1 protein-coding gene is annotated in these 599 nt (G+C 70.1%); it reads left to right on the forward strand.

Going from position 1 to position 599, the window contains the following annotated elements:
* On the forward strand, window positions 1–599 hold a 599-nt coding region (locus ACFQ4H_RS34870), incomplete at both ends, for a hypothetical protein (RefSeq protein WP_377579560.1).

A 599-nucleotide genomic window follows, 5' to 3' on the forward strand; every position in this document is an offset into this window, starting at 1 on the left:
CTGTCCAACATCTCCTACGACGGGAACGAGGCGGTCACCTCACAGTCGCGCAGCGAACTGCTCAAGCGACACATCAGCACCGCGGGCGAGGAACACCTGGCGACCTTCCGGGCGGATGCCGACGGGCTGCTGACCCGTACCCAGTGGGCGTTCGACCGGCTGCAACACCTGGAACAGATCGCCGCCAGCCTCCCGCCGGCCGACCGACCCACCCCGTTCCAACACGGCCCGAGGACCCTGCCGGACGAACCCGTCGCCTGGGGCGACGACGGCACCGGCCAGCCCGACCCGGCCGGCAACCACCCCGAGGACGGCCCGACAACCGGACCGCCGGAGGGGCACTTCGAGAACACCCTGAAGGACAACCTGCAGGCCGAGTTGGACGCCGCCGACGACCTCGGCGTACGGCCGATCAGCCCGGCCGACCCCGGATTCGACCAACTCGTCAACGACGGCCCGGTGAAATGGGCGGTACTACCGGACGGAACACTGCTCGTGCAGCCCCACGACGTCTACCAGCAGGAGATCTCCCACGCCGTGCTCAGCCGGGGAGGACCCGTCCTCGCCGCCGGCACCGCAGACATCGTCGGGGACGCCGA

The sequence above is a fragment of the Micromonospora sonneratiae genome (assembly GCF_042679305.1).
Classification (GTDB): Bacteria; Actinomycetota; Actinomycetes; order Mycobacteriales; family Micromonosporaceae; genus Micromonospora_H; species Micromonospora_H sonneratiae.